Consider the following 25,517-nt stretch of genomic DNA (forward strand, 5'->3'; position numbering starts at 1 on the left):
ATCTGCACGAATAGCAGAGCACTTACAATATGGTACACCGCGTCTAACGCTATCTAATAGGGAGCTCAAACGGTGCAAAGAAGCTATCTAACTCGCTGGGATCTTTAATCTGCATGGCGGTATCAATGGTATTCCTATCAAGGTGCGGCGCAAAACTCTCGATAAAATCATACATGTAATTACGCAGCACCGTGCCACGCCTAAAACCGATGCGTGTCGTGCTTGCATCAAAGATGTGGCTGGCATCAATAGCGACCAAATCCTCATCCAGGTCTTTGTCATAGGCCATACTCGCCATCACCCCAATACCGATGCCAAGGCGAACATACGTTTTGATAACGTCTGCATCTGTTGCTGTAAACACAATATTCGGCTTCAGCTTGGCGTTATTGAACGCACTGTCAAGACAAGAGCGTCCAGTAAAGCCAAAAACATAAGTAACCAATGGAAAACGCGCAATATCATGAATGGTCACGGCAGAACGCCGCGCCAAAGGATGGTCTTTTCTCACAATCAGAGACCGTGTCCAGTGATAGCAAGGCAGCATGACCAAATCTTCATAGAGATGGGATGCCTCTGTCGCGATAGCAAAATCGGACTTTCCTTTCAGAACCAAATCGGCGATCTGGCTTGGCGCGCCCTGATGCATGTGCAAAGAAACATTCGGATAGCGCTTCACAAAACGAGATATGACATCAGGCAACGCATATCTTGCTTGAGTATGGGTTGTTGCGATGTTGAGTTTACCTTTATCGGGTGTGGTGTATTCGTAAGCTACTGACTTGATACTATCCACACGAGACAAGATATCTCTTGCAATATCAACAATTTGTTCTCCTGCGGGTGTCAGCTTGGTTAAGTGTTTTCCACTGCGACCAAATATTTGCACCCCCAGTTCGTCTTCCAACGCGCGAACTTGCTTACTGATCCCCGGCTGCGAGGTGTAAAGACTTTCCGCCGTCGAAGAAACATTGAGGTCGTGATTGACCACTTCAACGATGTATTTAAGTTGTTGTAATTTCATAAGGTTGTAGTAACCGTGAATGATTCTACATATGTTATATCGTGTATTGGCAAGCGGACGAAGTGCTGAGATGCATAACCATTACACAGCGCCCAAAATACCGACAAACTGGCTGCGGTGTTGCTGATATTAATGCAGGCTGAAACACCAAGTAATGCCATCATAACTTCGCAAATAAACGTGCAGTGAAACGCACTAAATCATAGAAAAGCAATACGACACGCCAGAATTTAGCTAAGATCGAAAATAGTACTAACAAACTATGACCATACTTGCAGATCGTGTATCTTAGGCCGTCTTAGTTTTAACAGGGATTATCGACGCTCACTTATGAATATCGCCTTAGTGGTTGGCTTATGCGTCATCCTGCTCGGTCTCATTGTTGGCTACAACATTATGGCTCAGCAGCGTCAACGTGTAGAGTCATCAAAGCGCCAGGAAATGGCAAAATATATTGCAGTTATTGATGCCACTGAAGAGCTGATCGGTAATGCACACAACCTGCCTTATAGCGGCACCCTGCTGGTATGTCTTAACCAGAAAATTCTAGATGCATTGAAGACAATGCATGATATTGATAAGACTGATCGCTCACTTCCACAGCGCATCTCGGACGTGCAAGCACAGATCAATCAAATCAAACAAACTTACCAAAACAAAGAATCGACGTCTTTTCGTGTACCTGACAGCGATCGTGAAGCCATCTCAATGCTTAAATTGGTAAAACGTTTGAGAGCAGTAATCAAAGCTGAGCACACCAAAGGTCGTTTGCCTACACAAGCATTTGTGTCTGAAAATTCGCGCTTGGAACAGATGCAGATGAAGATCAATATCGAAAACGTTCTCAAACGCGTTAACGATGCGAAGATCAAAGGCCAGATGGGTACAGCTCAACAATTGCTGAAAAAGGCATTAGATGTGGTTAGCAGTAAAAGTGACCCGTATTGCCAATCTGCAAAAGAAAGTCTTTCTGCCATGCTTGAAGAAGTCAACACATCACTGAGCAAAGGTCACGAAGCCAACAGGCCTAAAAATGATGAAAACAAAGAGCTAGACGAGCTGTTTGCACCGAAGAAGAAATGGTAATTTCACACATTCTGTAAAAGCCCCTTCTGGGGCTTTTTTTATGCCAAAGAAGCATCCTTCATTCCCCCCCTCACTCAACGCCCAATGCCCACCTGAAACAGTGTGACATTCGTTCCTCATTTAATTCGTCATGTAAAATATTGGTGTGGATATATCACTTTTTCATTAAAGAAATGACTTATGGGTGCCGATACCCCTGATTAGTGTCACAATCTCTGGCATTTTTAGCCGCTTTGAAGATAATTATTTTCAAGCGTGAAATTAGAGCCCAGCAAGACTTTTAGTCTTTATCTTTCAAGACTGTTGTAGAGTGAGAGAACAATGAAGTTGTCCGTCGTTCAGAGAACAATCGCCGGTTTTGCCTTGATGTTTGTGTTAATGGCAATACTTAGCAGTATCAGTTTGTTCAATGCCAAAACACTGCAAGGGAAAGTAGAACAAATTACCAACCAATCCACACCCATGGTCGTCGCCTCGGGTGATTTGATCACCCAATTGATGCGAACCAGCCTTCTTATTCGCACGTTTCAAAACGATCCGACAAACGCTAACCGTGTTGACCAACAATTTGATCGTCAAAAGCAAAGCTTCTTTCAAACGTTAAGCCAGGCTCAACAAAACGCACAGCACGACGACGAACGTAGACAAGTTAATGCTATCCATCAGGCTTCAACCCGATACTTTGAACAAGCACGCACGCTTATCAACCTACAAAAGCAATCAGATACACTGATTGCTCAACGTCAAACGCTGGATCTGCAATTTCTTCGCCTTGAAGACACTTATCAGTGGGCTGCGAATCTTTTACTACAAAAAGCCGCAGTAAAACGTTCACTGCATAACCGCGCCGAACTCATTACCAGTGGTATCGCACGAGACATGAAAATGTTGCGTCGTGCCGATCAAGATACTGACCTCAACCAACTAAGGTCAGCATTGGCGAAAGATATCGAGATTGCATTCAAACGTCTTGAGCGCATTTCCGTTGAAGACGATGTTAAAGCGCGTTATTCACGGAACCTGAAAAAGGTAGAGCAGCTGACTTTAGCTGAAAGTGGCGTATTGGATGTGATGAGCCGCCAACAGCAAGTTAACGCCCAGCTTCAACGTGAAAGCACGCAGACAGACAAGCAGATGAACGACATTCAATCTCGCCTGCAAGCTTACGCAGACTATGCACAACAATTGGCGCAGACCAGCCGAGATGACGCAGAAACCGCAGTGAGTGAAGCCTTGCTTTACATCATTGTGATGACCTCTGTCGCCGCGGCCATTAGCTTGTGGGTTGGCGTTAGCACAACGCGCAGCATTCAAAAGCCGCTCGCACTTATCACCAACGTCTTACACAAAATGACCGACGGTGATATGCGTACACGCGCTAACTATCACGCCAACGATGAATTCGGCGAGCTAAGTCGCTCTATCGATATGCTGGCAGACACCATGTCACGCACCTTGGCGAAATTTGGTGATGGCGCGAAGCATTTGCTTAGTGAAGCGAGCCGTGCAGCCCTCGTCAGTGACAGCGCCATGACCCGAGTTGAAGACCAGAAATCCCGTACCGACCAAGTGGCCGCGGCGATTTCAGAAATGGAAGTCAGTGCCAAAGAGATTTCTCGTTCGACAGAACTTACCGTCGCAGAAGTCGAAAACACCAACCAAACAGCGAACAGTGGACGTGCGCAAGTGTCTCTTAGCCGTCAACTGACTGAGCAGCTTTCGAGTAATATCGGTGAAGCCGTATCTAATACTCAGCAGTTGAACCAATATTCCAACAATATCGGCTCGATCTTGCATGTCATTCAAGATATTGCCGAGCAAACTAACTTGCTTGCCCTAAATGCCGCCATTGAAGCTGCACGCGCAGGCTCTCACGGTCGCGGTTTTGCCGTGGTTGCCGATGAAGTACGCGCACTGGCAACACGCACACAGCAGTCCACTGAAGAAATCCAGCAGATGATCAATAACCTGCAAGGCAACGCATCACGTATGGCTGAAACCATGAGTGCTAGCCAGAAGCAAATGGATGATTGTTTAATCCAAACGCGGTTGACCGATGAAACTTTGCAAGACATTGTGGCGCGTATGGAAGCGATACAAGATATGGCCGTGCATGTCGCCCAAGCAACCGAAGAACAGATCAAAGTCAGCCATGAAGTAGCAGAACACATTAATGGCATTGCCCACGTTGCTTATGAAGCAGAAAAAGATGCCCGTGAGTCAGCATCAAGCAGCGAGTCTTTGGCCAATCTGGCTCAAGATCAGCAAAACCTAATATCAAACTTCCGCGTTTAAGGAATTGAGAATGAAACATATAGCCAAACTATCTCTCGCGGCCTTAGCGCTTACCGTCACATCATTTGCACATGCTCAAACGACACTGGTGATTGATTCTTGGCGCAGCGACGACGCGGTATGGAACGAGAAAATCATCCCTGCTTTCAACAAGCATTATCCGAACATCAAGGTTGAGTACCGCTCACCTTCAGATATGGATGCATCAACGTGGAACAGCGATATGGAGCAACGCTTCGAGCAAGGCTCCTCGGGTGACTTGATAGCTTGCCGCCCGTTTGATGGGTCGCAAGCACTTTTCCAACGTGGCTTGCTCAAAGAAGTTACTGAAATGGAAGGGATGGAAAACTTCCCGAGTTTTGCCCTTGCTCCTTGGCAGACAGACTCTGGTGCACAAACCTTCTGCCTGCCGATGGCTTCCGTCATTCATGGATTTTTCTATAACAAAGATATTTTCAAAGAATTAGGGGTGAACGAGCCTGTTACCAATGCGGATTTTTACTGGGCATTAGAGAAAGCCAAGCGTGCTGGATATTTGCCACTGGCAATGGGAACAAAAGATAAATGGGAAGCCGCCACCATGGGCTTTCAGAATATCGGCCCTACCTATTGGAAAGGTGAAGATGGCCGAGACGCCCTGCTTACAGGCAAAGAGCGTATGGATAGCAAACCCTATCGCCAGACCCTGAGTGAGCTAGCCAAGTGGTCGAAGTACATGGGTGACGATTTTGAACAGCGCAGCTACGCTGACTCAATCTCGGCATTTGCTAACGGTAAAGCTGCTATCTACCCTGCAGGCTCATGGGACATCATGACCTTCGCCGGCAAAATTGACATGGGAGTGTTTCCGCCGCCTGTTGAAAAGAAAGGTGATGCTTGCTACTTCAGCGATCACACAGATTTGGGCATGGGTATTTATTCGAAATCCAAAAATCCTGAGGCCGCAGAACTATTCCTGAAATGGATGACCACGGCAGAGTTTGCCGAGTTGCTCACCAATGAAATATCAGGATTCTTTTCGCTTTCTAACCACTTCTTCGATGTGAAAGACCCTATTGCGCAAGAGATGATCTCTTGGCGCGATCAGTGTGATTCTACCATTCGTAATTCTGCACAAGTGCTATCCCGTGGTGAGCCAAACTTGGAGCTGGAGATTTGGGAAACGTCGGTCGGCGTCATGGCGGGACAAATGTCGCCCTCACAGGCTGCCAATCAATTACAAAAAGGCCTAGAAAGCTGGTATTTGCCGCAAAGAAACAGCACCAAGTCTGTGTCTAACGCTGCATGTAACTGCTCGCCTGTGGTTCAATAGCATCCAAAAGAAATCAAAGTAGCTCCTACCTCAAACCCGACCTTACGTCGGGTTTTTCGTATCCAGCAGGTAAGCATTGCACTGACTGACGCTTGTTGCAGTTAGGTGTCAACGGGTTACCACTGTTGCGCCTAGGCGCTAAAGACCAACACAATACACACCAAAGTCATCGTCTTTTCACCTAAAAATAACCCTTAATTCCGTAAGGGAATAAGATATTTAGTTTTCATCTAATGACTCACAGCAACAGTTGATCTCATTCACGTTTCGTTTTTCGGGCCTCTCTATAATCAGCCTCGATTTCAACTATTAATGATGATGACCTATGAACACAGAAGAAAACAAGAGCGGTCAAGCTCGCGTTGTAATGACAAGTGTTATCGCTGTATCAGCGCTGATTTTCGTTTCTCAGTTTATTATTGGCACCCAAAAAATTGATATGGGATTCGCCACCATTTCCATACTCCCTATGCTGTTTGCCGTCATGCTTGGTATGGCTCTATCAGTGAATTGGACCAAAACAAAAATCAAAGCATGGGGCAAGGTCTTTACTGCTAAAGAAGAAGGTTTCTGCGGCAAAATGGTGGGTTACTGCCTGCTGGTTCTTGGCACCCAATATGCGGGAATGATCATCCCTAACCTGGACATGATCATCGATGCTGGCGTACCTCTCCTTTTCCAAGAGTTGGGCAACCTACTTCCTATCCTCATTGCCGTTCCGCTCGCTGTTAAGTTCGGCTTTGGCCGCAAAACCATTGGCGCATGTTCATCAATCAGCCGCGAGCCTTCCATTGCGGTGGTTCAAGGTAAATTTGGCACAGGTAGTCCTGAGTACGTTGGCGTATTGGCGATTTACTTGTGTGGTTCGGTTATCGGTACCTTGTGGTTCAGCGTACTAGGCAGTATTGCCCCACTTACAGGTCTTCACCCACTCGCACTGGCTGCAGGTTCAGGCGTGGGTAGTGGCTCAATGCTGAGTGCTGCATCTGGCGCATTGGTTTCGGGTCTGGAGCCTGAAATGGCGAAGCAAGTACTGAGTATTGCTGCTGCATCGAACCTACTTTCTTCTGTACTTGGCGCACTGTCACTGACCTTCTTGGGTCTACCGCTCGCTGAGTTCGTTTACAAAATCTGCAACAAAGGTAAATAAGCCATGAAAGTCATTCTGAATGATATGAAGCTGGTCTCTCTCGCGATTGTACTAGCTGGTTTTACCCAGTTCCTGACTAACGGCACAGCACCACTAGAAATGGTAAACAGCTTTATTGCCATGTCTGTGATTGTTTTCTTATCACTCGTGGCAAAGAAGTTTATTCCGTCGTCGCTACCCACGTTTGCCTACGCAACCATTATCGGCATTTTAATCTGTCTGCCTGACACCGTTATCCGTACTTACTTCCTTGAGTCAGTCGGTAAGATCCAATTCCTATCAGTGTGTGTGCCACTGCTAGCATTTGCAGGTCTGTCTGTGGGCGGTCAAATGGAAGAACTGAAGAAGATGTCTTGGAAGGTTATCGTTATCTTCCTTATCGTCGCCACTTGCTGTTTCTTTGGCGCGTCGATGATTGCGCAGATCGGCTTTGAAATGAAAGGAATCATCTAATGTCAGCGAAATACAGCCAATTTAATCTAGACAGCAAACTGCTCGAACTACACGCTTTCAGCGTGAACACTCGCCGTGATTTGCACCAGATCCCAGAAGCATCAGGCCAAGAATTTAAAACCACCGCATACTGCCAAGCGTTGATGACTGAGCTCGGCTACGCACTTACCACGTACGAAGGTTTTACCGGCTTTATCGCTGACCTGACTATCGACGAGAGCTTGGGTCGAGTGGCTTTCCGTGCTGACATGGATGCACTGGAAATGGACGACATGACAGAGAACGACTACCGCTCTCAGCATGATGGCCGTTCACACAACTGTGGTCACGACACCCACATGGCAATCATTCTGACCACCGCTAAGTATCTGTCAGAAAACAAGGATTCACTGAAACACAACGTTCGCTTTGTGTTCCAAATGGCGGAAGAAGACATGCGTGTTCCAGGCGCCAGTAAAATGGTAGAGCTTGGTTGCATGGAAGGTGTTGCAGAAGTGTATGCCCTGCATAACGACGCGGCACTCGAATACGGCATGGTAAAAATCAACAACGGCATTATGTCGTCTTACGGTTCTGCGTGGACACTGGATGTTCACGGCGTCTCTGCACATGGTTCAACCCCACAGAAAGGCCTAGATGCGATCCGCGAAGCGAGCCGCATCATTATGGACATGGATTACATCGTTGCGAAACGTACCAATCCATTCAGCCCTGCGGTATTTGGTTGTGGCATGTTCAATGGCGGCAGTATTCCTAACGCTATCCCTGACTATGTGCAAGCACGAGGCACCATTCGTGCCATGGATGCAGAAACCGATCAGATCCTGAAAGACAGCTTTGGCAGCATCGTGAAAGAAAGCGAAATCCGTGGTTTCAAAACCACCATGGTTTGTGAAGGCTATCCTGCGGTGATTAACCACGCCGATGCGTATCAGCGTGTTATCGATGCAGCGCGTGACACCGTGCCTGCAGACCGCCTAGATCCAAACGGCAATCCAATGACGGGCTCTGAAGATTTCAGTCTTATGGTCAACGCGGCTGAAAACCAAAAAGGTGCAATGTTCTTCCTAGGTAGCGGCAACAAAGAAGCTGGCATTTGTAACTACCTGCATGCTAACCCTTACTATGTTGATGATGATTTCCTTCTTGTGGGTGCTCAGATCTTTATTCGTATCGCCTGTTCATAACACCAAAATCGTTATGGTACTGGCTGCGTAAAGAAAGGTTTCGCTGATAAAAAGAAACACAAATAAAAAGAAGGCCTGATGTCTCCATCAGGCCTTCTTCATTTTTTCACCCGCTAAGGCTGTCTAAATCTCAGCAAAGGCTCAAACGTTTTTAACACACATGACGTGGTAAATGCCGTCGTGCAACTCAGTACCTTCCGTCTCCTTCTCGAAGCCAGGGAACTCTTCATCCCACACTTCTAGACTCTTAAGGTACTTGATCTGCGGGCTTGTCTCATCGCCAAAGCTTTCTCCAGACATCAACATTGGGATACCCGGTGGATACGGGATAACCGCATTTGCTGCTACACGTCCAACCAATTGAGACGATGGCACCATTTCAACATTATCAGCAACAATCGCTTCAAATGCTGCATGAGGTGTCATCACCGCTTCAGGTAAGGTTTCATACGCTGCATTGAGCACTTCACCAGGATTATGTTGTTTCAGGTAGCCGAAAATTTTATCGCCTAGCTCTTTCAAACCCATATTTCCGTAAAAATCAGGGAAATCAGCAACCAGATCTGGCAATGCTTCTTCGAGCGGTGTGTTGTCATCATAATGGCGTTTAAACGCCATTAAAGTGTTAACCAAGGTTGCCCATTTACCTTTGGTAATACCCATAGAGAACAGGAACATCACTTGGAAATCCGTAGTACGGGTTGGCACGATACCAAAGCGACCAAGGTACAAGGTCACCAAGGCTGCTGGGACACCTGCATCAAGGAGATGACCATCATCACCCATACCTGGGGCGAGAATGCTGACCTTGATCGGATCGAGCATGCACCAATCGGCTGGCATATCTTTGAAGCCGTGCCAATTGTCATTCGGGTGCATGACCCATGCGTCTTGGTTTTCGCACAATAGGTCAGCTGGTGCATCTTCAAATGCGTAACTCTGCCCTGATACAGGATCCTTGACTGTTTCCGCATTCCACGGTTTGAAGAACCAATCACCGTCTTGATTAAACTCACGATTGAGTCGACCCATCGCTTGACGGAAATCCACCGCTTCACGGATTACTTCCAGCGTCAAAGAGTGTCCGCGGTTGCCGTCCATCATGGACGCTGCGATATCATTCGAGGCGCAGATTGCGTACAAAGGGGATGTCGTAGCATGCATCATATAGGCTTGGTTGAATCGTTCGAAACTGATCGCGCCTTTACCGTTACGGACATGCAGGAACGAAGCCTGAGAGAGTGCATTCAATAGTTTATGCGTTGAATGCGTTGCAAACACCGTTGGCCCATCAGGGTCTTCAACAGGATCGCCGCGCATAGCGAAGTGATCTTCATAAATAGGGTTGAAGCGCGCATAACCATACCATGCTTCATCGAAGTGAATACGATCACTACTCTCTGCAAGAATGTCCTGTGCTTTTTTAGCGTTGTAGCAAAGCCCATCGTAAGTACAGTTCGTGAGAACGGCATACACCGCGCGTTGGTCGGCATAATCTTTGGTCAATGGTTCCGCTTTTGCGCGTTGCTGCAATACGCTCTTCGACAATTGATCCGGAAAGATAGGTCCTATAATTCCGTACCGATTACGTGTTGGCACCAGATAAACGGGTCTAGCACCGGAAATCATGAGCCCCTGCTCGATAGATTTGTGACAGTTACGGTCACAAATGACCAAGTCGTTCGCTTTCATACAAGCTGACATGATGGTGCGGTTAGAACCCGATGTCCCGGTCACCAGCGAGTAAGATTGGTGCGCGCCAAACACACGTGCAGCATAACGTTCACTTTCACCAAATGAACCCGTATGGTCAAGCAAAGAGCCTAAACTGCCGCGTTCGATCCCCATGTCTGTGCGAAACAGACCTTCACCGTAGTAATTATAAAACCGCTGACCTGCTGGCGTTTTAGTGAAGCCCACGCCACCTTGGTGCCCAGGGGCTGCCCACGAATACTCATGAATATCATCATAATTCATCAATGCTGCCATCAGTGGCGGCAGAAGCTGTGCGCGATAACGAGTGATTGCGGCCACTGCACGGCCTGCAATGAAATCGGGCGTATCTTCAAGGATCCATGCGAACTCATCAACATTCTCCATCATCTCGCGAGTGACATGAAGAGTGATTTTTTTACGCTCCGCTAGCAAGAAAACCGGAACGTTTTGCTGTCTTTTGTTTAACTTTTCGATGAGCACATAGAAACGCTCATTCTCTTCGCTTTGAGAGCCGCTCATGGCCGATGTCAGCATGAGACAATCTAGCGCTGTGTTTGAATTAATCATGGAGTAACAATCATCGAAACTGTTTGCGACCATGACTCGGGCACCACTGTTTTCGAGTTCAGCAATCAGCCTTTCAATAGCGTTGCCGACGACACCCTCTCTATGGGCCTCTTCTAGAATCAATACGTTAAATTTCTTTCCATAGGTTTTCATAGCCCTGCTCCGGCACTGTACTTGAAGAAGAGTTGACTCAATTGTCGTTAAGACATCTTCAACATAGAAGAGCGCGGGATAAGACAAAGTCGCAAAATAGACATTTTAAGTAAAAAGGTGAATAACAGCTTTTTGGGCATGGTCAGTTCAGAAATCTAGCACGCGATTGAACCTGAACGATCCGAAAAGAAATTATCCTCCCAATCGTTTTATCGCTGATCTGTCTTGTAAAAGAATCAATTTGTCATGATGACAACATCTACTTTCAATTCGACGGTAATCACGTTTTCACATGGTTTCTAACTCAGTTCTCGTTAACGTAGCAATGCTATGACCGTCCGAAAAATGATTAGAAAATAGAGTGTTACCGTATTTCGCACCAAAAAATCACGAGGTGGAGAATTAGCATGGCATCTGAAAAAAATAAAATGGGATTGGTCGGTCTCACAACAATCGTGACCGTCAATATGATGGGGTCAGGCATCATCATGCTGCCTGCCAGTCTGGCCCAAACTGGGGCCATATCGCTGTTGTCGTGGATTGTGACTGCAATAGGCGCAATGTGTATTGCCTATGCTTTTGCTAAATGCGGCATGTACTGCAATAGAGATGGAGGGATGTCTGCATATGCTGATGAAGCACATGGAAAGTCAGCATTCTTCATTGCGTCATACACTTACTACGTCTGTTTGGTTATCAGTGCAGTAGCAATTGCCGTGTCTGCGGCAGGTTATTTGGTGCCCTTCTTTCCTTGGATCAAAACAACCCCTTATCACACTTTTATTGCTGTCGTGGGCATCCTTGTTGTCACTATGGTTGCTAATTTTTGGGGTCCAAAGCTCACCGGTCAAATCTCAGCCGTAACGGTCTGGGGGATTATCATCCCAGTGGTAGGTCTATCTGTCGCAGGTTGGTTTTGGTTTGAGCCTAAGGTGTTTGCAGAAGCGTGGAACCCCCACCAAGATACGACGGTCACCGCGATATCTTCCGGTATAGCGTTAACCCTCTGGGCCTTTTTGGGCATTGAATCAGCAGGGGCAAACTCTGGGGCGGTAGAAAACCCCAAAAAGAATGTCCCCTTAGCCTGTATGCTCGCCACCAGCTTTACAGCCATCGTTTACATTGCATCAACGTCGGTTATTCAGGGCATTATTCCCAATGAAGAATTGGCAAAATCTGATGCCCCGTTTGGGCTTGTCTACACCTACATGTTTAATGAAACAGTTGGACAAGTTATTACTGCCCTTGCGGTGATCGCATGTATTGGTTCATTGCTTGGTTGGCAATTTACCAATGCCCAAGTGTCAAAGGCTGCAGCAGATATTCGTCTTTTCCCTAAAATCTTTGGTGAAGTAAGCAAATCAAATGCCCCTATCAAAGGCATGTTGATCATGTTGGGTTTAGAGCTCGTACTCGCCATCATGACGATTTCGCCAAACTTGGTCAGTCAATTCAATATCCTGCTAAATCTGGCCGTGTTTATTAATATGGTGCCTTACATCTTGTCGCTCACTGGGCTTGAAGTCATTCTGCGCAAGCAAAATTTAAGTGCTAAAGAATACAAAACTGGGGCGGCTATCGGGACTTTCGCTGTCATCTACAGCATCTACGGTGTGTATGCCTGTGGTCAATCTGCCGTATTCTATGGCGCAATATTGACGCTGATTGGTTACATTTTCTATGGCTTTATTGCTGCGCGCGACACCAAAGATGGTTCAGTCGCCTAGGAGGTGCATTATGAATGACATGGCAAACCTCACTAAAACCAGTACACGATTGGCATTATTGAGCCTGTCGTTATTTCTGATGAGTGGCGTTGTTTCTGCGTACGCAGCGGAAGAAGTGGATGTGAGCGAAGTGGTTGAAGTGGAATCCGGCCCAATGACGGCAATCGAAGTTATCATTGGAAAACGAATTCCTGATACCGTAATAGAAGGCGAGCGACCGCCGCATGTTTATCGGCCCCGCACCCCGATCTTTCATCACCATCATCCTGAAAATGAGCCGGTTCCACCTAAGATCACCAAGCATTTGCTTGTCGACCATCCGGAACTGAACAACAATCAGGGAAGGATCATCCGTACCCCGCCAGGCAGCGGTTCTACGGATTCAAACACAGGTGATAGCTCGAATAACTAACGTTTTACGCGCTATGGTCACTAGATGACTATCTAATAAAAAACGCCAGCGTCTAACCGCTGGCGTTTTGTTTCTTGAAATGGCTTTTCATTATCGATGTTTCTGCTCGCTAACAGTAACAACTCGCTAGCCTTTCGCGGCTAGGTTTCGTTATCAGTAAACGGGCAATTCAAGGCCTTCAAACAACTTATCGACCTTCTCGCTACTGTTTTGCATCAACACACTTTCCATCAATATCTTGGTTAAGTGCGGCGAGAACGACAACAAGAAATCATACATATAGTTTTGCAGCAAAATATCTTTAGAAAAGCAGATCCATGCGCTAGATGGCTCAAACAAATGATCAAGGTTGATGTATGTCAGCCCGGTATTTTCGATGTCTCGAGCCGCTAACGTAGAAACGATACCAATACCAAAACCGAGCTGGACATATCGTTTGATGACATCGGCATCCATCACCGTCATAAAGTAGTTCGGAGAAATACCAAGACGGCCAAAGGCTTCATCTTGCGTTCTGCGCCCTGTTGAGCCCGGTTCGTAACTCAAGATAGGATATTCCGCCAATTGCTTTAATGTTGGCTTGCGTACATGCGCAAGAGGGTGCTCATCCGGTACCACCAGCCCCAACGTCCAAAGGTACGCTGGCAACACAATCAAATCGTTATCCGCCCCCACATCGTGGGCAACAATTGAAAAGTCAGAATGCCCTTTACTGATAATCCCTTTGGTTTGCAAAGGCAGAGTCGGATGCAGATGGAAATTGATATTTGGGTACTTTTGCGTGAAGTAAGAAACACTGTTTGGCAGTAAATATCGAGCTATCGTGTGCGTGGTGTAAATATTCAGTGTGCCGACACTGGGATCAAGATGCTCATTCGCCAGCGCCTTTATTTTTTGCTCAAGTGCCAGCATACGCTCAACTTGCTCGAGAATTTGCTCACCAATTGGTGTCACACCACTTAAATTTTTACCACGTCGCTCAAAAATCCGAACACCCAATTCTTTTTCTAACAACCCGACTTGTTTACTCACACCCGGTTGCGTCGTGAACATCGACTGCGATGCAGCGGACACGTTTAAATTGTTGTCCTTTATCGCTTTTAGATATTTGAGCTGTTGAAGTTTCAATCCCTTACCTCACACAAAGACATTCGCTTTAGATCTTAAATTTATAAGAGCCGTCTATTTTAAACAAGCAGCATCCCCTAAAAATGATCTATTTATGGCAAATATTTCGCTTTTCATGACTAGATCCGGCATTAAAAAGCCCGTATTTCACGGGCTTCAAATCTGTTAGTAGCAAAAAGTATCGATGCCTTTATTCAAAATTGTCGAGAATGCAGTCACTCGCTTGCTCAATTAAATCCAGTGCATGTTCAAAACCGCGCTTACCGCCAAAGTAAGGATCAGGAATTTCATTTAATTCGCACTTACCATGGCTGAGAAACAGAGATACTTTATGACGATACTCAGGCGGACAAATATCGATTAAATCAGCCAGATTCGCTTTATCGGCGGCAAGGATCAGATCAAAGCGTTCAAAATCTGCGACTTCAACCTGACGTGATGAAATACCCGAAAAGTCATATCCCCTCGCCTCCCCAGCTTCACGACTGCGAGGATCTGGCTTTGCGCCAGTGTGGTATCCAATAGTCCCAGCCGAATCGACAATCACATTTAAACCACGAGCCGTCGCTTTGGCCCTTAAAACTGCTTCTCCAGTAGGAGATCGGCATATATTGCCCATACAAACGACAAGAATTTTCGGTTTATTATCATTGCTTACAGACATTGGCACTCCATTCCTTCATCACGTTGCAAACACTGTAACGAATGCAGGAACAGAGCGCAAAATCGCACATGAACCTATGTTAGAAATTTTGATCCAAGAATGTACCAAATGTCGCCCAAGAACGCGTGTCTGCTGCCTCACGATAACGTGGGGATTCAAACACCGTAAAGGCATGTGGCGCCCCTGAATATACTTCTATCAAATAAGGGACTTTTGCTGTCTCCAGTTGCACAGAAAGATCGGCGACATCCGTCATCGGGATCCCTGTATCAGCCCCCCCATGCGCTATAAAAATCGGTGCCGTATTTTCAGGATAACTTTGCTGGGCTGGCGTTTTTAGCCCACCGTGAAATGTCGCATACCCATTAACGCCTGCAGCCTTGCCAGAACGTGCGAGTTCTAGTGTTGCGGCTCCGCCAAAGCAATAGCCCGCCACCACCACCTCTTCGACACCCATTTCACGCGCCTTTTCCAGGCCCGCTATAATGAGCGTGCGCATTTTTTCCCTATCTTTGTAGAGCTTTCCTGTTTCGGCTTTTTTCGCGTTAGTATCAACAGGGCGATTACCTTTGCCATAAAGATCAACCGCAAATGCGTTGTAGCCCATTTCGGACAGCATGTTTACGCGCTTTTGCTCGTATTCTGTCAAGCCATCCCAATCGTGAATAAGTATCACCGACCCTTTGGGTGTCCCCTGTGCTTGTGCGTAATAGCCTTCCAATTCCACGCCATCAGATTGATAATCAACACTCTGGCCCGCAAACGCATTAAACGATAATCCCAATATCACCAGTGCTAGTCGTTTCATCTCTCGATCCTCCGTGTGTGCCCACATTCAAGCTTAGTTGTTCAGTTTCCGTACGAAGCAGAGAAACAAAGCGTTCAGTTACATAAGACATCATTTACAACCGACAGCATTTCAACACTTCCAAATACGGTGAGGTTTGTTATGTTGTGATCCAAATTTCGAGGGTGCTCATACTGTTTGAGCCAAATGAAAAACCGACGATTTAAGAAAGGAATGCAGAATGAGCGACGAGCGCTACAAAGCCCGACAACAAAAAGTGAAAGAGAAAGTGGACGAGCGTGTTGCTGCTGCACAAATAGAAAAGGGCTTGCTGCTGGTGATTACAGGTAACGGCAAAGGCAAATCGACCTCAGGTTTTGGCATGATCACTCGCGCGACAGGCCATGGTCAAAAATGTGGCGTGGCACAATTTATCAAAGGCACATGGGAATGCGGCGAACGTAATCTGCTGCAAAAATGTGGCGTTGAGTTCCATGTGATGGCAACAGGATTTACCTGGGATACACAAGATAAAGAAAATGACACCCGCGTTGCTCAAGAAATTTGGGCTGAGTGCAAACGCATGCTGGCTGACCCAAGCTACGATGTGGTCTTGCTTGACGAAATGACTTACATGGTGACGTATGGCTATATCGACCTTGATGAGGTCGTGACGGCATTGGAAAACCGCCCAAGCGAGCAGTCTGTGGTTATCACAGGCAGAGCAGCACACCGAACGCTAACTGATATGGCAGATACCGTATCAGAAGTTCGAAACGTGAAACACGCTTTCGATTCAGGCGTTAAAGTGCGCAAAGGCATCGACTGGTAACACAAAAAAATCACTAAAGAAAACGCCCCGCAAAATGCGGGGCGTTTTCATGTGAATCCAAACCTGTTTAGCGGGTTCGTTGACCACTAACTGTTGATCATTATTTCGTCATATCAACCAATTCATCACGATAGCAGTCGAATTCATTGCAAAGCAAAGCATCAATGCTCTGCTCGCCTAACAGTCGCATCCAAAGGGCAGGTATCTGTCTTGGTAGCAATGGGCCGGGATCTAATTGCTCCGGCTCAACTAACTGCCAAACCTGTTGATCACTCTTTTTCGCCATCACAAAACGGAAAGGATGATACATCGCCATGCCCAAACGAAGGTCGGTCACCGTCAGTTTATCCCCCTCTTGTTTGAACTGAACAAAACCACGACTAAATGCATTGAATTGTGACAGCAGCTCGGGCTCACTCGGAAACGGCCATTCTCCTCGAACCATTGGCATCCAATCAATGGTTGGGTCTTCATCATGTAATGACGCTAACCCTTCCCAATATTTGTCATCATCAAGCACCACCACACGCCACAACACAGTATTGAATGGCGTTGGTGAAATAAACACAGGTTGACCTTCCAGATGCGTGCCCGCCACGTTCTCTTCGACGCGATCTTGGATTTGCCCAAGCGCAACTAACGACCACATCAAATAAAGGCTTGATAGCGCCAAACCTGCCCCACACAGCTTGGCTGCACGGCTTCGCCAGATAAACGCGGCCAACACCGGAACAAGCAGTGGCAAGGTATAAAGGGGATCGATGATGAATACGCTGGAAATCGCAACAGGTGCAACATCTAACGGCCAGAATAGTTGCGTACCGTAAGAGGTAAAAGAATCCAAGAGAGGATGGGTAATCAACGCCGCCGAGATGAGTGTCAGCAATTGTACGAAAGGCCATGACGAGGCAAAGAATCGCTTCCAAACCAGAGTAAGCAGCAGCGCAAATGGGAACAACACAAACAGGGAGTGGCTAAAGCCTCGATGCTTGATCATGTTGGAAACAGGATCACCATAGTCCAGCAGCACATCCAGATCAGGAAGTGTTCCCAGAGCTGCCCCTGCTATCAGTACTTTCGGTGTGCACCGCTTGCCTGCGACTAAGCCTGCAACTGCAGCGCCTAAAGCTGCTTGAGAGATTGAATCCATTGCCGCTGATATTCCTTGTTGTTTTGGTTTTCGGGAACAGAACCCACGATTCTAGCGATCCCTACCGATAGTGAAAGTCATTCCGTGCGATGAAACCGTTAATTATTGTGTCGCCTCAAAATTTCTGCGTTACGGCTCTCAACATCATCACCATACATTCTGTAGCTTTATATTGGTGTCACCTTAAATCACCCTATGGAGGATTCAATACGATGCCAGGAAAAGTTTCGGATTACATGACGCGAAAGCTGATCACCGTCAGCGCAGAGATGGGCGTGCGTGAAGCATACTTTCTTATGCGAGATAGCGAAATTCGCCATTTACCTGTCACCAAAGATAAACAACTGGTCGGTATTATCAGCGATAGACAGTTACGTCGTCCAAACTGGGCCGATGAGGCACCCGATATTGAACACCCCTACCTTCTGTCAGACGACCTGACCGTTGGTGATGTAATGATTAAAGATGTGATCACTTGCAGAACGTACGAAACGCTGTCGAAAGCCAATCAAGCATTGCTAGATCACAATGTTGGGGCGCTGCCCGTTTTGGATAAAACCGACGAGCTCGTGGGTATCCTTTCTGCTGTTGATTTACTGACAGCATTGCAAGATCTCTTAAAACGAGAAAAAAGCCTCAAGAAGAAGCATGCCTAAGTCACACCGCGCTTTGCGAAACAACAGTGATCAATATGAATCTAAAAAAGAAGCCGCATCATGCGGCTTCTTTTTTGATTAACTTAATAGATCAAACAGATAGATTGACAACAAGCATTAGTTAAACAGACCTTTTAACAGTTTGTCTGCCGCCTGCTTCACTTTGTCGTCTCCTGCTTTATCACCCAACAGTTTTTCCAAACCACGCTGAGCTTCTTTGCGCACTTTGTCTTCTAATACCTTGTTGTTGGTCAGCAATGCTTTAACGTCAAGGTTATAGCTAGGCGCTTGCCAAGTGCCACCAATTTCGACAGGTATGGTGACATCTTTTAGCTCATCGATATCTTTACCACCTTGTCCTTTGCTGGTACCGACAACAGAAACAAACACGTCAAAATCTAGATTTTCTTTGACCAAGTTTGTTTGACCTTCACTGCGGATACGCAATGCTGGTGCTTCCATCTTCATATTGCGGGTCGAAGCAATGCCTTTGCCGAGGTTGAACGTGGCGGTTAATCCGCTGAAATCTGTTTTACGAGTTTCTTCAACGTAGTCTGCACGTTTACCTTTTAATGCTGCTTTGGCTTCACGGATCATTTCTGGGATGTTGATGCCGTCAACTGAACCATCAGCAAAGTCGATAGCAACCGTACCGGCAATGCCCGTGCGAAGACGTTTGTCTGACAAGCCAACACCATTGACGTTAACATCAATACTGCCTCGACCAGATAACATGTCTTCATTGGCGGCATCCATCAGCAATGGTTGAACATTGATGTTCTTAATACCTTTCGTGACGTTATAACGCGCAGGTGACGCGGTTGCATCCAATGAACCCTGTGCCGCTATCGTGCCGCCATAAAGCTTGGCATCAAATTGACTCAGCGTCACTTTGCCGCGATTCACTGCAAACGTTGTGATCACATCGCTGACTTTGACGTTGTTTGCCACAAATTGGTCAATCGCAATTTTGCCTGCTACATCCAGCCCTTTCAGGGCTGACAAATCCGGCTCGACATCACTCAATGGGGCTTTCTGTCCGGTTGGAGCTTGCTCACCTGAACCAGATTCTGAAGGTTTGCTCGGTGTTGAATCTGTAGGTTTAGCTGCCGCTTGCTTGTTACCCAGAAATGCATCGACATTAATGATTGGACTATGCAGTTCAAAACGCACGGCAGGAATATCGGCCAAAGCAACCGACGCACTGCCATCGACCACCAGCTCATCAAGGTTGGCAACAAGCTGACTTAGCGTCAGTTTTTGTGCTTTGTTATCAAAGACTGCATCACCTTTTAGTCCGATTTTCATTTCTGGACGTGGCAGCGTTGAACCTGCCAGCGTCGTGGCAATATCAATACCAGAGGCACGGATAATTTCGATGGCTTTATCAACCGTCACAGTGACCTTGCCTGATGTATCAAACGCCAAGTCACTCGCCTGACCTTTAGCGGAGAACTCAATGGCAGCTGGCATCGCCAAAGCCACTTGATCCGCAGTAAGCGAAACGCTTTCCAGTTTCATGCTCGCATCATCTAACGTCGCCGAGAGCGAAAGCTTGCGAAGCTGAGAGTCCATCACCACTTTTTCCAACATGGCTTCGGTACTGCCCTTGGCCGTGAACGCCATCGCATTTTGCTTACCTTCAACATTAAACTCTACGGGTACCCAAAGACCCATTTCCAGCTTTCCAACATTCAGATTCAGCTTACTGATTTCACTCACAGCATGAGTTTGGTCATCGCGCACAATAGCGCTGGCATCGACCAAATCTACACCACCAATTGCGATCGTCCATGCGGTTGCTGTTCCAGTGTCTTCGACTGGTTCAGAAGCAGAAGAAGATGCAGGCTCGTGAGCAGCCGTGTCCGTGTCTTTTTGCGCGGGTTGTGCTTCCCCCGTTAAACCGTCGAGGTTACTTTTGCCATTCGGCAACGTTTGAATGAATACATGCGCGCCATACAGAGTGACCACACCAATATCGAGAGTGTCGGACATGAGTGGCATCACGGCGACTGACATCTCCGCGCGATCAAGTTTGAGCATATCTGGCTCGGCAAACCCTTGTGGGTTCTTAAAGGCTAACTTTTCGACCGATAAGCCTAGGCTTGGCCAAAAGCGCCAGCTCATGTCACCGTCGATCACCAGTTCGCGACCCGTTGCTTTTTTGACTTCATCAGCAATCAGCGGCTTAAAATCATTGGGGTTAATAACAGCAACAAGCACGCCTATCGCTATTACTACCAACAGCACCAGTCCAAAAAGGATATAGAGTAGCTTTTTCATGATGACAATCAGTTCCTTGTGAGATGCATTTTAAATAACAGTAAAAGCCTAACGAATTATGAAGCAAAATGCTGCATCACATATTCTCGTTTCCGCTTTTTCGCATGATAAAACGCGTAAAATCAATCTTAGTGAAGCCATGAAGCCACAGAACCCAGCTGATCTTGGTGGTTCACGTTTGTCATTTACGATTGGAGGGGCACAGCGCGGTAGCAGGGTTTGAAAACTCGATGCATTCTATCCGTTGAATACCCAAACGATCGGCTTAAAGTCACATTTGTCCGGCGCATTGGCACAGAGTCGTGTCATTACGTTTATCTCAGTAACAGATAGCAAAAAGCCGGACTTCGCCGGCTTCTTGATTATGATTTTAGCAGTTTCGCAATGTGTGCTTTCAGCACATCAATAGCAATGCGGTTCTTGCCGCCGCGTGGGACAATAATGTCCGCATACTGTTTGGAGGGCTCAATGAACTGCATGAACATCGGACGCACTGTCTTCTGATACTGAGCCAGCACAGATTCCATGGTACGGCCTCTTTCTGCCACATCACGCTTAACGCGACGCAGCAAACAAATATCTAATGGGGTATCCATAAAGATGCTTGCATGCATCAACTCACGAAGACGAGGGTCTGTCAGCAACAAAATCCCTTCCAAAATGATCACCTTCTTTGGCGTCAACGTGGTGGTCTCATTCAGCCGAGTATGCTCACCATAACTATATTGTGGCACTTCTACCGCTTTACCTTCCATGAGGGTTTGAAGGTGTTTACAAAGTAGATCATGGTCAAGCGCTTGCGGATGGTCATAGTTTGTTTTAACACGATCTTCCATGCTTAGGTGGCTTTGATCGCGATAGTAGCGGTCTTCCGTGATAACACCGATCTGATGATCGCCGACTTTTTCCTTTAATTCCTGATAAATGGTGCTGGCGATCAGACTTTTACCGGATGCAGATGCGCCTGCAATACCGATAATGACACATTGGTTGTTGTCACTCATATATGAATACCCGGAAGTTTGGCGAGAAATAAACCGCCTGATTATAGGGAGTTGGATGCACGGACGCCATCTAAATATGTGATGAACATCTCAATTAAAAGTAATCCGCACAATGTTTCATCAACTCTCAAGTGATTTGCGCATCAATTCACTCTTTATTTACAGCCCTAATCCTTCAAGGTGGTAATCGAAATCTGCTCTGCGATGGGCTCACCGCTCCAGTAAAGATGGCACGCGATTCTTAGTGCAAGTTGACGATATACCGCTGCATGCTCACTTTCAGGCTTCGAAACGACAGTCGGACACCCGGCATCGATGTCTTCGCGAATACTCATGTGTAGTGGCACTTGTGCGAGTATCGACAAGTCGAGGTTCTTCGCCATCTTTTCAGCACCGCCCTGACCGAATATCGCTTCGTGATGCCCACATTGACTACAAATGTGATAACTCATGTTCTCGATAACACCGAGCACCGGAACCGCCACTTTATCAAACATGGTCACGCCTTTAATCGCATCCGCTAATGCCAGATCCTGAGGCGTTGTCACCACCACAGCCCCCGTGATAGGGAATTGCTGCGCCATACTTAGCGCAATATCGCCGGTACCCGGTGGCATATCCACCACCAGATAATCCAAATCAGGCCAACGCGTTTCATTCACCAACTGCGCAAACGCTTTAGATGCCATAGGGCCACGCCAGACCATGGCGTTTTCGTCGGGCACGAGATAGCCAATAGAATTGCTAAACAGACCATGCGCTTCAACGGGTTCCATATTCTTGCCATCCAGCGTGACTGGCTGCTTCCCCTTTGTACCTAGCATAATAGGTACAGATGGGCCGTAAATATCTGCGTCCAAGATGCCGACTTTCGCACCCTGTGCGCTCAGTGCCAATGCAAGGTTCACTGAAGTCGTCGATTTCCCCACCCCGCCTTTTGCAGAACTGACAACAATCACGTTCTTCACACCCTTTATCGGGGATTTATCACCGGCCTTCAGTGGAACAACGCGCTGTTGAATCGAGATAGGAGGAATCACATGCCCATTGGCTTTTTGCGCTTCTAACCAAGCGTTTAGTTCAGCAATCAGGTCTTTGGCAGCAAAGGGGAAAGTCAGCGTCACCTCTCCCTGTTTTGATTCGGTCACAATACCGGCGTGGCTAGCCCAGTCGGGGATCAAAGCGGGGTGTTGAAACTGGTTAAGCAAAGCAATGACGTCAGACATATCAATCCCTCTATAATATTGTTACGACCCCCACTCAAGGCAGTCGCGTTCTCCGTGTTCGAAGCGTAATTCATTCGTGTTCGTTGTTAGCCTAATGAAATTCAAACCAAATCGCACGGTTTTCGTCGCTTAAACCTACTGCCGTTCTGTCGCATTCAAACCGCCTCTTTAGAAGCGGCAAACTTAATGTGCGCTAGGCATTCCAACGTGTATCAGGTAATATTTGCGCCATTCTTTCGATTCATTTATCAAAAGCGAACTAACTAAATTATGGCTGCAAACCAACGTAAAATTCTGGTTACCTGTGCCCTGCCTTACGCGAATGGCTCTATCCATTTAGGTCATATGCTTGAGCATATTCAGGCAGACGTATGGGTGCGTTATCAGCGCCTACGTGGCAACATTGTCAACTTCATTTGTGCCGACGATGCACACGGTACTCCAATCATGCTGAAAGCACAGCAATTGGGTATTGAACCGGAAGCCATGATTGCGGCAATGCAGAAAGAGCATGAAACAGACTTCGCAGGCTTTGACATCAGTTTTGACAACTACCATAGCACTCACAGTGACGAAAACCGTGAGCTGGCTTCGTACATCTATACTGAGCTGAAAAACAAAGGTTTCATCAACAGTCGCACCATTTCGCAACTGTTCGATCCTGAAAAAGAAATGTTCCTGCCTGATCGTTTCGTTAAAGGCACCTGTCCGAAATGTGGCGCTGAAGATCAGTACGGTGACAACTGCGACAACTGCGGTGAAACCTACAGCCCAACCGATTTGATCAATCCAAAATCAGCGGTTAGCGGCGCAACCCCAGTCATGAAAGACTCGGTACATTTCTTCTTCGACTTGCCGCAATTCGCAGACATGTTGAAAGCATGGACCACTTCTGGTGCGCTACAAGACGAAACCGCCAACAAAATGGCTGAGTGGTTTGAAACGGGCTTACAACAGTGGGATATCTCACGCGATGCCCCTTACTTCGGTTTCGAAATCCCAGGTGAACCTGGTAAATATTTCTACGTTTGGCTAGACGCACCAATTGGTTACATGGGTTCGTTCAAGAACTACTGTGACAAAAATAGCAACGTGGACTTTGACGAATATTGGAAGAAAGACAGCACCACAGAGCTGTATCACTTCATCGGTAAAGACATTGTCTATTTCCACAGCCTTTTCTGGCCAGCGATGCTTGAAGGCTCAGGTTTCCGTAAACCAACCAATGTGTTCGTTCATGGTTACGTGACAGTGAATGGCGCCAAAATGTCTAAATCAAAAGGAACGTTCGTGAAAGCGAGCACCTATTTGAAGCATTTGGATCCAGAGTGTCTGCGCTACTACTACACAGCAAAACTCAATAACCGTATTGATGACCTAGATTTAAATCTGGACGATTTCGTTCAGCGCGTAAACTCAGACATCGTGAACAAAGTGGTTAACCTTGCTTCACGTAACGCGGGCTTCATTGCCAAACGTTTCGACGGTAAGTTATCAGCAGAATGCGCAGAGCCTGAGCTTTACGCTGAGTTTGCTGGTGCAGTAGAACGCATCGGTGACATGTACGAGAAACGTGAGTTTAGCCGTGCAGTCCGTGAAATCATGGCGCTGGCTGACAAAGCGAATCAGTACGTTGATGAAAAAGCGCCATGGGTTGTCGCGAAAGAAGAAGGCAAAGATGCCGAGCTTCAAGCGATATGCTCTATGGGCATTAACTTGTTCCGTGTGCTGATGGCATACCTGAAACCTGTCATGCCTGAGCTAGCGTTGCGTACTGAAGCATTCTTGAATGAAACACTGACATGGGAAGGCATCGCACAACCGCTGACTGACCATACCGTCAGCCCGTTCAAAGCGCTGTTCAGTCGTATCGATCCAAAGCATGTAGAAGCGATGGTAGAAACTTCAAAAGAAGATGCTGCAGCAGAGAAAGCGCTCGCGGAAAAAGCAGAGGCTGCAAAAGCAAAAAGCCCGCTAGCAGACGAGCCTATCGCAGCTGAAATCGAGTTTGATGACTTTGCCAAAGTAGACCTTCGTATCGCAAAAATCATCTCGTGTGAATCAGTGCCTAAAGCGGATAAATTGCTGAAATTCCAACTGGACCTTGGTGGAGAAACACGCCAAGTATTCTCTGGTATCAAATCTGCGTATAACCCTGAAGATTTGGTCGGTAAATACACCGTCGTTGTTGCTAATCTTAAACCACGCAAAATGAAGTTCGGTATGTCAGAAGGTATGATTTTGGCTGCTGGCCCTGGTGGTAAAGACTTGTGGCTCCTTGAACCACATGAAGGTGCACAAGCTGGTATGCGTGTGATGTAACCACACCGTCATTTGTCACGAATACAAAAGACAAAAGAAGAGGGAGCCAGTTTGGCTCCCTCTTCTTTATCTGTCATATCGCTTGATTAAGTAATAAGAACAAAGCGTTCTATATCCAAGTAATACCAATCGGAATAAGTAAACCGTCATAAATTTGCGCGGAAAAATCGTCAAGAGCAAGGAAGAGATTGCAGTAACTGGTTATTCTACTAATAAAATCTCTGACGCAACTATTGTCGATTTTAACCAGTAAGAATGACTGAATACTTATTTCGATTGGTACAACCTTACAAGTCGATTTGTCTATTTCTTCACACACTTATTGCACCGTATTGGTTCAAAGATGCATCAGCGATGTACAATAAACAGCCACGCTGAGCCTA

Annotated in this window: 20 protein-coding genes; 11 read left to right on the forward strand and 9 right to left on the reverse strand. The window is 46.7% G+C overall.

All coding sequences use genetic code 11. The features are described from left to right. Window positions 1–49: 49 nt before the first annotated feature. Window positions 50–1,024 carry an HTH-type transcriptional regulator CysB gene (gene cysB / locus ACED36_RS13960; protein ID WP_016960521.1) on the reverse strand — a complete coding sequence of 325 codons (975 nt, stop codon included), beginning with the start codon at window positions 1,022–1,024 and terminating at the stop codon, window positions 50–52. Window positions 1,025–1,354: 330 nt separating this feature from the next. Here cysB and ACED36_RS13965 point away from each other — a divergent pair, with 330 nt between their 5' ends. The 6 genes from ACED36_RS13965 (at window position 1,355) to ACED36_RS13990 (ending at window position 8,507) form a co-directional block, all read left to right on the forward strand. Further along, window positions 1,355–2,110 carry a hypothetical protein gene (locus ACED36_RS13965; RefSeq protein ID WP_016960522.1) on the forward strand — a complete coding sequence of 252 codons (756 nt, stop codon included), beginning with the start codon at window positions 1,355–1,357 and terminating at the stop codon, window positions 2,108–2,110. 321 nt (window positions 2,111–2,431) lie between these two features. After that, a complete protein-coding gene (locus ACED36_RS13970; RefSeq protein ID WP_016960523.1) occupies window positions 2,432–4,405 on the forward strand; it encodes a methyl-accepting chemotaxis protein in 1,974 nt (657 codons plus the stop codon). Window positions 4,406–4,415: 10 nt separating this feature from the next. Then, on the forward strand, window positions 4,416–5,717 hold the full coding sequence (locus ACED36_RS13975) for an ABC transporter substrate-binding protein (RefSeq protein WP_016960524.1): 1,302 nt from the start codon (window positions 4,416–4,418) through the stop codon (window positions 5,715–5,717). A 325-nt stretch (window positions 5,718–6,042) separates the two neighbouring features. Continuing rightward, window positions 6,043–6,867 (forward strand): DUF3100 domain-containing protein, encoded by an 825-nt coding sequence (locus tag ACED36_RS13980; RefSeq protein ID WP_016960525.1) that lies wholly within the window; start codon window positions 6,043–6,045, stop codon window positions 6,865–6,867. A gap of 3 nt (window positions 6,868–6,870) precedes the next feature. Continuing rightward, on the forward strand, window positions 6,871–7,320 hold the full coding sequence (locus tag ACED36_RS13985) for a hypothetical protein (RefSeq protein ID WP_016960526.1): 450 nt from the start codon (window positions 6,871–6,873) through the stop codon (window positions 7,318–7,320). Continuing rightward, entirely contained in the window at window positions 7,320–8,507 is a 1,188-nt protein-coding gene (locus ACED36_RS13990) for a M20 family metallopeptidase (protein WP_016960527.1), read from the forward strand. The genes ACED36_RS13985 and ACED36_RS13990 overlap by 1 nt, the downstream gene beginning before the upstream one ends. A 141-nt stretch (window positions 8,508–8,648) precedes the next feature. Here ACED36_RS13990 and adiA read toward each other — a convergent pair whose 3' ends face one another. Next, window positions 8,649–10,943, reverse strand: a complete 2,295-nt coding sequence (gene adiA, locus ACED36_RS13995) for an arginine decarboxylase (RefSeq protein WP_016960528.1) — start codon at window positions 10,941–10,943, stop codon at window positions 8,649–8,651. 407 nt (window positions 10,944–11,350) lie between these two features. Between adiA and potE the strand changes: the two genes are divergently transcribed. After that, a complete protein-coding gene (gene potE, locus ACED36_RS14000; RefSeq protein ID WP_016960529.1) occupies window positions 11,351–12,670 on the forward strand; it encodes a putrescine-ornithine antiporter in 1,320 nt (439 codons plus the stop codon). A 10-nt stretch (window positions 12,671–12,680) separates the two neighbouring features. After that, window positions 12,681–13,082: a hypothetical protein gene (locus ACED36_RS14005; protein WP_016960530.1), complete on the forward strand. Its 402-nt coding sequence runs from the start codon at window positions 12,681–12,683 to the stop codon at window positions 13,080–13,082. A gap of 153 nt (window positions 13,083–13,235) precedes the next feature. On the opposite strand, the gene ACED36_RS14010 is transcribed toward ACED36_RS14005, so the two are convergent. From ACED36_RS14010 to ACED36_RS14020, 3 genes are all read right to left on the reverse strand, one after another. Next, window positions 13,236–14,210 carry a LysR substrate-binding domain-containing protein gene (locus tag ACED36_RS14010; RefSeq protein ID WP_026024055.1) on the reverse strand — a complete coding sequence of 325 codons (975 nt, stop codon included), beginning with the start codon at window positions 14,208–14,210 and terminating at the stop codon, window positions 13,236–13,238. 190 nt (window positions 14,211–14,400) lie between these two features. Then, window positions 14,401–14,874 (reverse strand): low molecular weight protein-tyrosine-phosphatase, encoded by a 474-nt coding sequence (locus tag ACED36_RS14015; protein ID WP_016960532.1) that lies wholly within the window; start codon window positions 14,872–14,874, stop codon window positions 14,401–14,403. A gap of 79 nt (window positions 14,875–14,953) precedes the next feature. Further along, entirely contained in the window at window positions 14,954–15,682 is a 729-nt protein-coding gene (locus tag ACED36_RS14020) for a dienelactone hydrolase family protein (RefSeq protein ID WP_371733438.1), read from the reverse strand. Window positions 15,683–15,902: 220 nt separating this feature from the next. Here ACED36_RS14020 and cobO point away from each other — a divergent pair, with 220 nt between their 5' ends. Next, window positions 15,903–16,493: a cob(I)yrinic acid a,c-diamide adenosyltransferase gene (cobO, locus tag ACED36_RS14025; RefSeq protein WP_016960536.1), complete on the forward strand. Its 591-nt coding sequence runs from the start codon at window positions 15,903–15,905 to the stop codon at window positions 16,491–16,493. Between the two features lie 100 nt (window positions 16,494–16,593). Here cobO and ACED36_RS14030 read toward each other — a convergent pair whose 3' ends face one another. Beyond that, a complete protein-coding gene (locus tag ACED36_RS14030) occupies window positions 16,594–17,643 on the reverse strand; it encodes a metal-dependent hydrolase (RefSeq protein WP_017007048.1) in 1,050 nt (349 codons plus the stop codon). A gap of 212 nt (window positions 17,644–17,855) precedes the next feature. Between ACED36_RS14030 and ACED36_RS14035 the strand changes: the two genes are divergently transcribed. Beyond that, window positions 17,856–18,299, forward strand: a complete 444-nt coding sequence (locus ACED36_RS14035; RefSeq protein ID WP_017004827.1) for a CBS domain-containing protein — start codon at window positions 17,856–17,858, stop codon at window positions 18,297–18,299. A 117-nt stretch (window positions 18,300–18,416) separates the two neighbouring features. Here ACED36_RS14035 and ACED36_RS14040 read toward each other — a convergent pair whose 3' ends face one another. The 3 genes from ACED36_RS14040 to apbC form a co-directional block, all read right to left on the reverse strand. Further along, the gene (locus ACED36_RS14040) at window positions 18,417–20,582 is read right to left on the reverse strand and encodes an AsmA family protein (RefSeq protein WP_016960540.1); all 2,166 of its coding nucleotides are present in this window, start codon (window positions 20,580–20,582) and stop codon (window positions 18,417–18,419) included. A 362-nt stretch (window positions 20,583–20,944) separates the two neighbouring features. Continuing rightward, window positions 20,945–21,586, reverse strand: coding sequence for a uridine kinase (udk, locus tag ACED36_RS14045; RefSeq protein WP_017004824.1), 642 nt, complete (start codon window positions 21,584–21,586; stop codon window positions 20,945–20,947). Between the two features lie 167 nt (window positions 21,587–21,753). After that, complete coding sequence (gene apbC / locus ACED36_RS14050) at window positions 21,754–22,812, reverse strand: iron-sulfur cluster carrier protein ApbC (protein ID WP_017004823.1); 1,059 nt, start codon at window positions 22,810–22,812, stop codon at window positions 21,754–21,756. 270 nt (window positions 22,813–23,082) lie between these two features. Between apbC and metG the strand changes: the two genes are divergently transcribed. After that, the gene (metG, locus tag ACED36_RS14055; RefSeq protein ID WP_016961531.1) at window positions 23,083–25,134 is read left to right on the forward strand and encodes a methionine--tRNA ligase; all 2,052 of its coding nucleotides are present in this window, start codon (window positions 23,083–23,085) and stop codon (window positions 25,132–25,134) included. Window positions 25,135–25,517 lie beyond the last annotated feature (383 nt).

Origin of the sequence: Enterovibrio sp. FF113, from assembly GCF_041439165.1 — a bacterium.
In the GTDB taxonomy this organism is placed as follows: Bacteria; Pseudomonadota; Gammaproteobacteria; order Enterobacterales; family Vibrionaceae; genus Enterovibrio; species Enterovibrio norvegicus_A.

Coding starts and splice junctions, on each gene's coding strand:
- ACED36_RS14030 (WP_017007048.1), bottom strand. CDS start 17,643: ATGGATTCAATCTCTCAAGCAGCTTTAGGCGCTGCAGTTGCAGGCTTA.
- ACED36_RS14005 (WP_016960530.1), top strand. CDS start 12,681: ATGAATGACATGGCAAACCTCACTAAAACCAGTACACGATTGGCATTA.
- ACED36_RS13980 (WP_016960525.1), top strand. CDS start 6,043: ATGAACACAGAAGAAAACAAGAGCGGTCAAGCTCGCGTTGTAATGACA.
- ACED36_RS13970 (WP_016960523.1), top strand. CDS start 2,432: ATGAAGTTGTCCGTCGTTCAGAGAACAATCGCCGGTTTTGCCTTGATG.
- ACED36_RS13990 (WP_016960527.1), top strand. CDS start 7,320: ATGTCAGCGAAATACAGCCAATTTAATCTAGACAGCAAACTGCTCGAA.
- ACED36_RS13965 (WP_016960522.1), top strand. CDS start 1,355: ATGAATATCGCCTTAGTGGTTGGCTTATGCGTCATCCTGCTCGGTCTC.
- metG (WP_016961531.1), top strand. CDS start 23,083: ATGGCTGCAAACCAACGTAAAATTCTGGTTACCTGTGCCCTGCCTTAC.
- ACED36_RS14020 (WP_371733438.1), bottom strand. CDS start 15,682: ATGAAACGACTAGCACTGGTGATATTGGGATTATCGTTTAATGCGTTT.
- ACED36_RS13975 (WP_016960524.1), top strand. CDS start 4,416: ATGAAACATATAGCCAAACTATCTCTCGCGGCCTTAGCGCTTACCGTC.
- ACED36_RS14015 (WP_016960532.1), bottom strand. CDS start 14,874: ATGTCTGTAAGCAATGATAATAAACCGAAAATTCTTGTCGTTTGTATG.
- ACED36_RS14035 (WP_017004827.1), top strand. CDS start 17,856: ATGCCAGGAAAAGTTTCGGATTACATGACGCGAAAGCTGATCACCGTC.
- apbC (WP_017004823.1), bottom strand. CDS start 22,812: ATGTCTGACGTCATTGCTTTGCTTAACCAGTTTCAACACCCCGCTTTG.
- cobO (WP_016960536.1), top strand. CDS start 15,903: ATGAGCGACGAGCGCTACAAAGCCCGACAACAAAAAGTGAAAGAGAAA.
- potE (WP_016960529.1), top strand. CDS start 11,351: ATGGCATCTGAAAAAAATAAAATGGGATTGGTCGGTCTCACAACAATC.
- adiA (WP_016960528.1), bottom strand. CDS start 10,943: ATGAAAACCTATGGAAAGAAATTTAACGTATTGATTCTAGAAGAGGCC.
- ACED36_RS14040 (WP_016960540.1), bottom strand. CDS start 20,582: ATGAAAAAGCTACTCTATATCCTTTTTGGACTGGTGCTGTTGGTAGTA.
- ACED36_RS13985 (WP_016960526.1), top strand. CDS start 6,871: ATGAAAGTCATTCTGAATGATATGAAGCTGGTCTCTCTCGCGATTGTA.
- udk (WP_017004824.1), bottom strand. CDS start 21,586: ATGAGTGACAACAACCAATGTGTCATTATCGGTATTGCAGGCGCATCT.
- cysB (WP_016960521.1), bottom strand. CDS start 1,024: ATGAAATTACAACAACTTAAATACATCGTTGAAGTGGTCAATCACGAC.